Origin of the sequence: Caulobacter sp. SLTY (assembly GCF_009905535.1) — a bacterium.
Taxonomy (GTDB): domain Bacteria; phylum Pseudomonadota; class Alphaproteobacteria; order Caulobacterales; family Caulobacteraceae; genus Caulobacter.
Map to the genome: position 1 here is coordinate 171,871 of NZ_JAAALA010000002.1, position 9,328 is coordinate 181,198.

At 68.3% G+C, this 9,328-nt stretch carries 10 protein-coding genes; 9 read left to right on the forward strand and 1 reads right to left on the reverse strand.

Annotated elements, in window-relative coordinates:
• Positions 1 to 6: 6 nt before the first annotated feature.
• Positions 7 to 498, reverse strand: coding sequence for a TIGR02300 family protein (locus GVN21_RS02075; protein ID WP_166573035.1), 492 nt, complete (start codon positions 496 to 498; stop codon positions 7 to 9).
• A 121-nt stretch (positions 499 to 619) separates the two neighbouring features.
• Between GVN21_RS02075 and aroA the strand changes: the two genes are divergently transcribed.
• The 9 genes from aroA (at position 620) to trpA (ending at position 9,285) form a co-directional block, all read left to right on the forward strand.
• Complete coding sequence (gene aroA, locus GVN21_RS02080) at positions 620 to 1,942, forward strand: 3-phosphoshikimate 1-carboxyvinyltransferase (RefSeq protein WP_166573036.1); 1,323 nt, start codon at positions 620 to 622, stop codon at positions 1,940 to 1,942.
• Between the two features lie 198 nt (positions 1,943 to 2,140).
• The gene (gene cmk, locus GVN21_RS02085; RefSeq protein WP_166573037.1) at positions 2,141 to 2,779 is read left to right on the forward strand and encodes a (d)CMP kinase; all 639 of its coding nucleotides are present in this window, start codon (positions 2,141 to 2,143) and stop codon (positions 2,777 to 2,779) included.
• Positions 2,780 to 2,898: 119 nt separating this feature from the next.
• Positions 2,899 to 4,611: a 30S ribosomal protein S1 gene (gene rpsA / locus GVN21_RS02090; protein ID WP_166573038.1), complete on the forward strand. Its 1,713-nt coding sequence runs from the start codon at positions 2,899 to 2,901 to the stop codon at positions 4,609 to 4,611.
• Between the two features lie 226 nt (positions 4,612 to 4,837).
• Positions 4,838 to 5,119, forward strand: a complete 282-nt coding sequence (locus GVN21_RS02095) for an integration host factor subunit beta (RefSeq protein ID WP_166573039.1) — start codon at positions 4,838 to 4,840, stop codon at positions 5,117 to 5,119.
• 35 nt (positions 5,120 to 5,154) lie between these two features.
• Positions 5,155 to 5,673 carry a large-conductance mechanosensitive channel protein MscL gene (gene mscL, locus GVN21_RS02100; protein ID WP_166573040.1) on the forward strand — a complete coding sequence of 173 codons (519 nt, stop codon included), beginning with the start codon at positions 5,155 to 5,157 and terminating at the stop codon, positions 5,671 to 5,673.
• A gap of 1 nt (position 5,674) precedes the next feature.
• Entirely contained in the window at positions 5,675 to 6,574 is a 900-nt protein-coding gene (locus GVN21_RS02105; protein ID WP_166573041.1) for a hypothetical protein, read from the forward strand.
• Positions 6,574 to 7,227: a phosphoribosylanthranilate isomerase gene (locus GVN21_RS02110; protein ID WP_166573042.1), complete on the forward strand. Its 654-nt coding sequence runs from the start codon at positions 6,574 to 6,576 to the stop codon at positions 7,225 to 7,227. Before GVN21_RS02105 ends, GVN21_RS02110 begins: the two co-directional genes overlap by 1 nt.
• Before the next feature lie 7 nt (positions 7,228 to 7,234).
• Entirely contained in the window at positions 7,235 to 8,455 is a 1,221-nt protein-coding gene (gene trpB / locus GVN21_RS02115; RefSeq protein ID WP_166573043.1) for a tryptophan synthase subunit beta, read from the forward strand.
• Positions 8,452 to 9,285 (forward strand): tryptophan synthase subunit alpha, encoded by an 834-nt coding sequence (trpA, locus tag GVN21_RS02120; RefSeq protein ID WP_166573044.1) that lies wholly within the window; start codon positions 8,452 to 8,454, stop codon positions 9,283 to 9,285. Before trpB ends, trpA begins: the two co-directional genes overlap by 4 nt.
• The last annotated feature ends 43 nt before the right edge of the window (positions 9,286 to 9,328 follow it).

Below are 9,328 nucleotides of genomic sequence, written 5' to 3' on the forward strand. Positions count from 1 at the left end.
CAGTCATCAGACGTCCTCGTCGCCCTCGCCGGGCAGACCGTCGATCTCGTCGTCGGGGAAGTCGTCTTCGTCCTCGTCCTCAAGGAACGGCACGTCGTCGGCTTCGTCTTCGGCCAGGTCCTCGTCTTCGGCGAAGTCGACGCCCAGGTCGTCGGCCGGAGCGGCGGGGGCGGCGTCGCCTTCCTCGTCGTCCGTCTCGATAGGCTCGGCGGCGGCTTCGTCGTCGATTTCCGGGGTCAGGTCCGGTTCTTCTTCGAAGCCGTCCTCATCCTCGGTCGCGACCTTCTTCTTGGTGTCGACGGCGTCTTCGTCCTTCTCGTCGTCGGTCTCGTAGTCGGCCGGGGCGGCGCGGGCGCGGACGCGGCGGTTACGGACGGCCTCTTCGGGGTCGAAGGATTCCCCGCATTTGGGGCAGGTCGCCGGGCGGCGGTTGAGATCGTAGAATTTCGCCGAGCAGTTCGGGCAGAGCTGCTTGACGCCAAGTTCTGGGCTGGCCAAGGCGGGCGGCCTCTCTATGAGAAGGGTGTGGAAAAGCGGCGGCTCCCTTGCCACGCGCCAGGGGCGCTGTCAAAAGGCTTTCCCCCAAACGACCCCGCCAATCGGAGCCTGTCGCCCCGGCATGTCGACCGCCGACCTTTCGGCCCGCCCCGGCGCGGCCCTGACCGGAACGATCCGCGTCCCCGGCGACAAGTCGATTTCCCACCGTTCGCTGATCCTCGGCGCGCTCGCCAACGGCGTGACCACGGTCGAGGGTCTGCTGGAAGGGGACGACGTCCTGGCGACCGCCGCGGCCATGCGGGCCTTCGGCGCCAGCGTCACCCGCACCGGCCCGGGCGCCTGGACCATCGAGGGCCAGGGGCGGTTCGTGGAGCCGGGCGACATCGTCGACTGCGGCAACGCGGGCACCGGGGTGCGGCTGATCATGGGGGCGGCCGCCGGGTTCGATCTCAAAGCCACCTTCACCGGCGACGCCTCGCTGAAGAAGCGGCCGATGGGCCGGGTGCTTACCCCCCTGGGCCTGATGGGCGCGACATGGCTCAGCCGCGAGGGCGGCCGGCTGCCTCTGACCCTCAGCGGCGGGGGGTTGAAGGGCGTCCGCTACGTCCTCCCGATGGCCTCGGCCCAGGTTAAGTCGGCGGTGCTGCTGGCCGGTCTCAATGCCTCGGGCGAGACGGTGGTGGCCGAGCCGGAAGCCACCCGCGATCACACCGAACGCATGCTGCGCGCCTTCGGGGCGAGCGTGGACGTCACCGACGCCAGCGAAGGCCGCACCATCCGGCTGCAAGGCGGCCAGTCGCTGACCGGCTGTCACGTGGCCGTGCCGGGCGATCCCTCCTCGGCGGCCTTCCCGCTGGTGGCGGCCCTGATCACCCCCAGCTCGACGGTGACGGTCGAGGGGGTGATGCTCAACCCCCTGCGCACCGGCCTGTTCGACACCCTGATCGAGATGGGCGCCGACCTGACCATCGCCAACCGCCGCGACGCCGGCGGGGAGGAGGTCGGCGACATCACCGCCCGCTACTCCCCCCTCAAAGGTGTCGTGGTCCCGCCGGAGCGGGCCCCGGCGATGATCGACGAGTACCCCATCCTGGCGGTCGCCGCCGCCTTCGCCTCGGGCTCGACGGTGATGCGCGGCATCGGCGAGATGCGGGTCAAGGAAAGCGACCGGATCGCCTTGATGGCGGCCGGTCTGTCCGCCTGCGGCGTGGGCGTCGAGGAGGAGCCGGAGGGCTTCACCGTGGTCGGCACGGCCGGTGGCAACCATCCGGTGCGCGGCGAAACGCGCGTCACCACCCACGGCGATCACCGTATCGCCATGAGCCACCTGGTGCTGGGCTTGGCGGCGCAGGGCAGCGTGACCGTGGACGAGCCCGGCATGATCGCCACCAGTTTCCCGGGCTTTGTGGAGCTGATGCAGGGCCTGGGAGGGGAGATCGGATGAATCCCGCCTCTCTTGCATCAGCGGATAATAGCGCGCCCCTCCCTGAGGGAGGGGGTAGGGGGAGGGTTTACGGTGCTGGCAGCGTAAATCCTCTCCCTCCCACCGCTGCGCGGCGGGTCCCTCCCTCTACCTCGCGGGAGAGGGTCAAGATGGTTCGCTCCGGCGGCGACGCCCCTTCAATGTCGCGTGGGGTGTAGGATGGGCTTCGTGATCGCGGTCGACGGCCCCGCGGCCTCGGGCAAGGGCACCATCGCCACCAAGCTGGCGGCCCTCTACGGCTACCCCGTCCTAGACTCCGGCCTGCTCTACCGCGCCGTCGGCATGCGGGTGCTGGCCGAGGGGGGCGATCTGGGGGATGCCGAGCACGCCACCCGCGTGGCCCGCACCCTTGATCCGGCCAGTCTGGAAAACCCCGAGGTCCGCACCCGCGCCGCCGGCGAAGCAGCCAGCCGGGTGGCGGCCTACACCCCCGTCCGCGAGGCCCTGCGCGACTTCCAGCGCACCTTCGCGGCCCAGGAGCCAGGCGCGGTGATCGACGGCCGCGACATCGGCACCGTCATTGCGCCTCAGGCCCCCGCCAAGCTGTTCGTCACCGCCACGCCGGAGGTCCGCGCCACCCGGCGTTGGAAGCAGCTGACCGGCCAGGGCGAGGCGGTGAGCTTCGAGGATATCCTCGCTGACATTCGCATCCGCGACGAACGCGACAGCGGCCGCAGCGACAGCCCGATGGTCATCGCGCCCGACGCGGTCTTGCTCGACACCACGCAAATGGATATAGACCGCGCCTTCGATGCGGCCCGCCGCATTGTCGAAGCCGCGCGCGCCTCACGCCCCTAACCGGGCAGGGCTAATCCAACCGCGCGGCAAGCGGGCCAACCAAACAGCTGAAAATCAACCGAACGCCCGGACTCCGCACTCGCGCGTCCTCGTTCCCCAACAGAGACGTAAGTAGCCACATGGCTGATGATATGAACTTCAACCCGACCCGCGACGATTTCGCGGCCCTCCTCGACGAAAGCCTCGGCGGCGCCAGCGACTTCGCTGAAGGCACCGTGATCAAGGGCCTGGTGGTCGGGGTCGAAAAGGACGTCGCGATCATCGACATCGGTCTGAAGACCGAAGGCCGGATCGACGTTAAGGAATTCGGCGTCGACGAAGCCGGCAAGCCCACCGTCAAGGTCGGCGACACTGTCGAAGTCTTCCTCGAGCGCATCGAGAACGCGCTGGGCCAGGCTGTCATCAGCCGCGAGAAGGCCAAGCGCGAAGAAGCCTGGACCCGTCTGGAAGAAGTCTTCGCCCGCAACGAGCCGGTCAACGGCGCCATCGTCGGCCGCGTCAAGGGCGGCTTCACCGTCGACCTGGGCGGCGCCAGCGCCTTCCTGCCGGGTTCGCAGGTGGACATCCGTCCGGTCCGCGACGTCGGTCCGCTGATGGGCAAGGAACAGCCCTTCGCCATCCTGAAGATGGACCGTCCGCGCGGCAACATCGTCGTTTCGCGTCGCGCCATCCTGGAAGAAGCCCGCGCCGAACAGCGCACCGAGCTGGTCAGCCAGCTGCAAGAGGGCGAAATCCGCGAAGGCGTGGTCAAGAACATCACCGACTACGGCGCCTTCGTGGACCTGGGCGGCATCGACGGCCTGCTGCACGTCACCGACATGAGCTGGAAGCGCGTCAACCACCCGAGCCAGGTGCTGGCCGTGGGCGACACGGTGAAAGTGCAGATCGTCAAGATCAACCCCGACACCCAGCGCATCAGCCTCGGCATGAAGCAGCTGCAGTCGGACCCGTGGGACGGCGTCGAAGCCAAATACCCGGTCGGCGCCAAGTTCACCGGCCGCATCACCAACATCACCGACTACGGCGCGTTTGTTGAGCTGGAAGCCGGCGTTGAAGGCCTGGTGCACGTCTCGGAAATGTCCTGGACCAAGAAGAACGTCCACCCCGGCAAGATCGTCTCCACCAGCCAAGAAGTGGACGTCATCGTGCTGGACGTCGACAGCTCCAAGCGCCGGGTCAGCCTGGGCCTCAAGCAGGCCGCGGCCAACCCGTGGGAGAAGTTCCTGGCCGATCACCCGATCGGTTCGAACGTCGAAGGCGAAGTCAAGAACGCCACCGAGTTCGGCCTGTTCATCGGCCTGGACGGCGAAATCGACGGCATGGTCCACCTGTCGGACCTGGACTGGGCCGTCTCGGGCGAAGAAGCCCTGGCCAAGTACAAGAAGGGCGATGTCGTGAAGGCGCGCGTCCTCGACGTCGACGTCGAGAAGGAACGCATCAGCCTGGGCGTCAAGCAACTGGCCGGCGACCCGCTGGCCGGCGACACCTTCCGCCGTGGCCAGACCGTCACCTGCACCGTCACCGAGGTCACCTCGGGCGGCATCGAGGTGAAGTTCGGTGAAGACGACGCCCCGATGACCGCCTTCATCCGTAAGTCGGACCTGTCGCGCGACCGTCAGGAGCAGCGTCCGGAACGCTTCGCCGTCGGCGACCGCGTGGACGCCCAGGTGACCACCGTCGACAAGGCCGCCCGCCGGGTGTCCGTGTCGATCAAGGCCCTGGAAATGGCCGACGAGAAGGAAGCCATCGAGCAGTACGGGTCTTCGGACTCGGGCGCCTCGCTGGGCGACATCCTCGGCGCGGCCCTGCGCGAGAAGGCCAAGAACGACTAAGTCCTTCTGAGCCACTGACGAGACGAGGCGGCGGCCGGGGTGACCCGGCCGCCGTTTTCGTATGTGGCGGGTGGGAACCGGTGTCGCGCAAAAGCAAACACCGGCGCTGAATTTGCGGGCGCCGGGCCCGCAGTTCGGGCGCAAACCTCATGCAACCCCTTGAAGACTCAAGGCGAGTTGGGCAAAGGTCGCGGCGCCGAAAGGCGGGGTTCCCCGGGGATAGAGAATGATCAAGTCCGAGTTGATCGCCAGCCTGGCGGCCGAAAATCCCCACCTGACCCAGAAGGACGTCGAGCGTGTCGTCGGCGTGATTCTCGAAAAGATGATCGTGGCGCTGGAAGAGGGCGGCCGCGTCGAGCTGCGCGGCTTCGGCGCCTTCTCGGTGCGTTCGCGCCCGGCCCGCTCGGGCCGCAACCCGCGCACCGGCGAGACGGTGGACGTGCGGGCCAAACATGTGCCCTTCTTCAAGAGCGGCAAGGAACTGCGGGCCCGGCTGAACGCCGACTAAGCTCCGACCGCCAAACCACAAGCGGAGCTCGGCCAATGAGTGTCGTCAGCGAATTTCGTCAGTTCATCTCACGCGGCAATGTCATCGACCTCGCGGTCGGGGTGATCATCGGCGCGGCCTTCGGCAAGATCGTAACGGTGCTGGTCGATGGCATCATCATGCCGCCGATCGGGTTGATCCTCGGCAAGGTGGACTTCTCCGACCTGAAGCTGGTCCTGGCCCCCAAGGTCGGCGACACCGCCGAGGTGGCCATCGCCTATGGCGCCTTCATCAACACCATCATCCAGTTCATGATCGTGGCCTTCGCGGTGTTCCTGCTGGTCAAGCTGGTCAACGCCGCCCGGCGCAAGGAAGCCGAGGCCCCCGCTCCGTCGGCGCCCCCGGCCCCGACGCCCAGCGAGGCCCTGCTGACCGAGATTCGCGACCTGCTGGCCGCCCAGAAGGCCGCTGCGCCGGCGCCGAAGGTGGTTCCGGTCAAGGCCGAGGCGGCGCCCGCCAAAGCCGTGGTCCGCAAGCCGGCGGCGAAGAAGCCCCCGGCGACGAAGAAGACCTGACATGAGGCGATTTGGACCGGTCCTCGCCGGGCTGCTGACAGCTGCCCTGCTGGCTGCGACGCCTGCGTCTGGTCAGCCGGCCCCGTCAGTGGAGCTGAAGAACCCCAAGGGCGGGATCGTCGAGACCCAGCAGCGGCCATTCCGTCAGGGCGACCGCTACCGGTTCGTCAGCGAGACGGTCTCGACCATGACCGGCGGAGATTTCGACGGCCGCCAGACCAATCGCCAGATGTTCGACGTCGAGATCATCGGCGGCGGCCCCGACTTCCTGGTCCTGCGCTACACCCTGCGCGAGGCGACCATCGACGATCCGCGCCAACCGGGCATCGACAAGGTGCTTCGGGCGATGGTCGGGGTGCCGGTGGAGTTCAAGGCCTATCCGAGCGTCACCCCGCGTGAGATGGTCAACGGCGAGGCGGCCAAGGCCCATTTCTTCCGCAACCTGGAACAGACCGCCCCGGGCGACTCCGCCCTGCGCAAGGGGATGGAAGACCAGTTCGCGCGGCTGGAGAAACGGCCCGAGGGGCTCGCCGCCCTGTTCGCCGGCGACCTGGGGGTGATGGCCGGCATGCAGATCCCGGCCATTACCATCGAGCGGACGGTGATCCCGGACCAGATCTACACCCCGGCCCCCGGGGTGACGGTGACCAAGAAGGCCTATCTAGGCCTGGATAACCTGGCCGCCGGCCGATGCGAGGCGACCTACAGCCGGGGCACGGTTAGCACCGTCACGGGCGCGCCGGAGCCTCAGTCGGAAGACCTGAAGACTACGGCCACCCTGTCGATCCACGATGGCTGGGTGCTGCGGCTGTCCGAGGTCTCGATCCACACGGTCGGGCCGGCGACCACCCGCCGGGAACTGAAGATCACCCGCCAGGGCGACCCGCCGGGCTGCGGCTGATGGCCGACGTCAAGATCTGCGGGCTGTCCACGCCCGAGACCGTCGAGGCCGCCGTGGCTGGTGGCGCGGCCTGGCTCGGGCTGAACTTCTTTGAGAGGAGCCCGCGCTACGTGACGCCGCAGGCGGCAGGCCGGCTGGCGGCCCAGGCGCGCCGCGACGGCCCGCGCCGACCGCCGGCCATCGTGGCGGTGACGGTCGACCCGTCCGACGCCCTGGTCGATGACATCGTCTCCAACCTGCGACCGGACTTCATCCAGCTGCATGGCGAGGAAACCCAGGCCCGCGCCCAGGCCATCCGGACCCGCACCGGGGTGGGCATCATCAAGGTGCTGTCCGTCTCCGATGCCTCCGACATCGCCCAGGCCGAAAAGTGGGATGGGCTGGCCGATCATCTGATGTTCGACGCCCGACCGCCGACGGGCAGCGACCTGCCCGGCGGCATGGGCGCGAGGTTCGACTGGACGCTTCTGGCCGGCAAGCGATACGCCCGGCCGCACTTCCTGGCCGGCGGCCTCGATCCCTGGAACGTCAAGGAGGCTTTGGGCCAGTCAAACGCCCCGATCGCGGACGTTTCCTCTGGCGTGGAGCGGGGCCGGGGGATAAAGGACAGCGCCTTGATCACGGCCTTCCTGGACGCCGTGCGCAGCCTGTGAGCCGTCAGTGAACGCCCCCGCAAAGCCCAACGACTGGAACTCCCTTCCCGACGCGCGCGGCAAGTTCGGCGAGTTCGGCGGCCTCTATGTGGCCGAGACCCTGATGCCGCTGGTCCTCGATCTCGGCGAGGCCTACGCCGCCGCCAAGGCCGACCCGGGGTACCAGGCCGAGCTGGCCCGCTTCCACCGCCACTACACCGGCCGGCCCAGCCCGATGTATTTCGCCGAGCGGCTGACCGACCATTTCGGCGGGGCGAAGATCTACTTCAAGCGCGACGAGCTCAATCACACCGGCAGCCACAAGATCAACAATGCGCTGGGCCAGATCCTGCTGGCCCGCCGCATGGGCAAGACCCGGATCATCGCCGAGACCGGCGCCGGCCAACACGGCGTGGCCACGGCCACCGTCTGCGCCCGCTTCGGCCTGCCCTGCGTGGTCTACATGGGCGCCACCGATGTGGAGCGGCAGAAGCCCAACGTCTTCCGCATGAACCTGCTGGGCGCGGAAGTGCGCCCCGTCACCTCCGGCACCGGCACCCTCAAGGACGCCATGAACGAGGCGATGCGCGACTGGGTGACCAATGTCGAGGACACCTACTACCTGATCGGCACCGCCGCCGGCCCCCACCCCTATCCGGCCATGGTCCGCGACTTCCAGTCGATCATCGGCATCGAGGCCCGCGCCCAGATCCTAGAGATGGAAGGCCGCCTGCCCGACGCGGTCGTCGCCTGCATCGGCGGCGGATCGAACGCCATCGGCCTGTTCCATCCCTTCCTGGCCGATGAGGGCGTGCGCCTGATCGGCGTCGAGGCCGCCGGCCACGGCATCGAAACCGGCGCCCATGCCGCCAGCCTCACCGGCGGCCGCCCCGGCGTCCTGCACGGCAACAAGACCTACTTGCTGCAGGATGACGACGGCCAGATCATCGACGCCCACTCGATCAGCGCCGGCCTCGACTATCCCGGCATCGGCCCCGAGCACAGCTTCCTGCACGAGACCGGCCGCGCCGAATACCTCAGCGCCACCGACAAGGAGGCCCTGGCCGCCTTCCAGCTCTGCGCCGAGCAGGAGGGGATCATCCCGGCCCTGGAACCGGCCCACGCCCTGGCCCGCGTCGCGGACTTGGCCAAGGAACTGGGCAAGGACGGCGTGATCGTGATGAATCTGTGCGGCCGCGGCGACAAGGACATCTTCACCGTCGCCGAAGCCCTGGGGCGGACGATTTGAGCAATACCCGTATCGACAAGCGGTTCGCGGCCGTGGCTGCGGAGGGCCGCGCCGCCTTCGTTGCCTACGTCATGGGCGGCGATCCCGATTTCGACCGTTCGCTGGAGATCGTCAGCGGCCTGCCGGGCGCCGGGGTGGACATCATCGAGCTGGGCTTCGCCTTCTCCGACCCGATGGCCGAGGGCCCGCCGATCCAGCGCGCCGCCCTGCGGGCGCTGAAGGCCGGGATGACTCTGAACCGGACGCTCGAACTGGTCGCCGCCTTCCGCAAGACCGACAGGGACACCCCCATCGTGCTGATGGGCTACCTCAATCCGCTGTTCAGCGCCGGCTATGAGAAGTTCGCCGCCCGAGCCGCCGACGCCGGGGTCGATGGCCTGATCTGCGTCGACTGCCCGCCGGAAGAGGCCGACGAGCTGACCGACGCCCTTGAGGCCAACGGCATCAGCCTGATCCGCCTGACCGCCCCGACCACCGACGACAAACGCCTGGAGACCGTGGTCAAGCGCACCAGCGGCTTCGTCTACTACGTCTCCGTCGCCGGGGTGACCGGGGTGAAGTCAGCCGACGCCTCGGCCGTGGCTCCGGCGGTGGCGCGGGTCAAGGCGGCGTCGGGCCTGCCGGTCGCCGTGGGCTTTGGCATCCGCACGCCGGAACAGGCAGCGGCCGTGGCGAAAGTGGCCGACGGCGTGGTCGTCGGCTCCGCCTTCGTCGACGCGGTCCAGGACGCCCTGGAAGGCAAAACGAACGAAAACGTGACCGAGAGCGTTCTTTCCAAAGCCGCGGCATTGGCGAAAGCTGTGCGTTCGGCGAGAGTCGGTCAGGCTTGAGGCTTTAAAGACGATGGCTATGGCAGAATCCAAGGGCGACAAG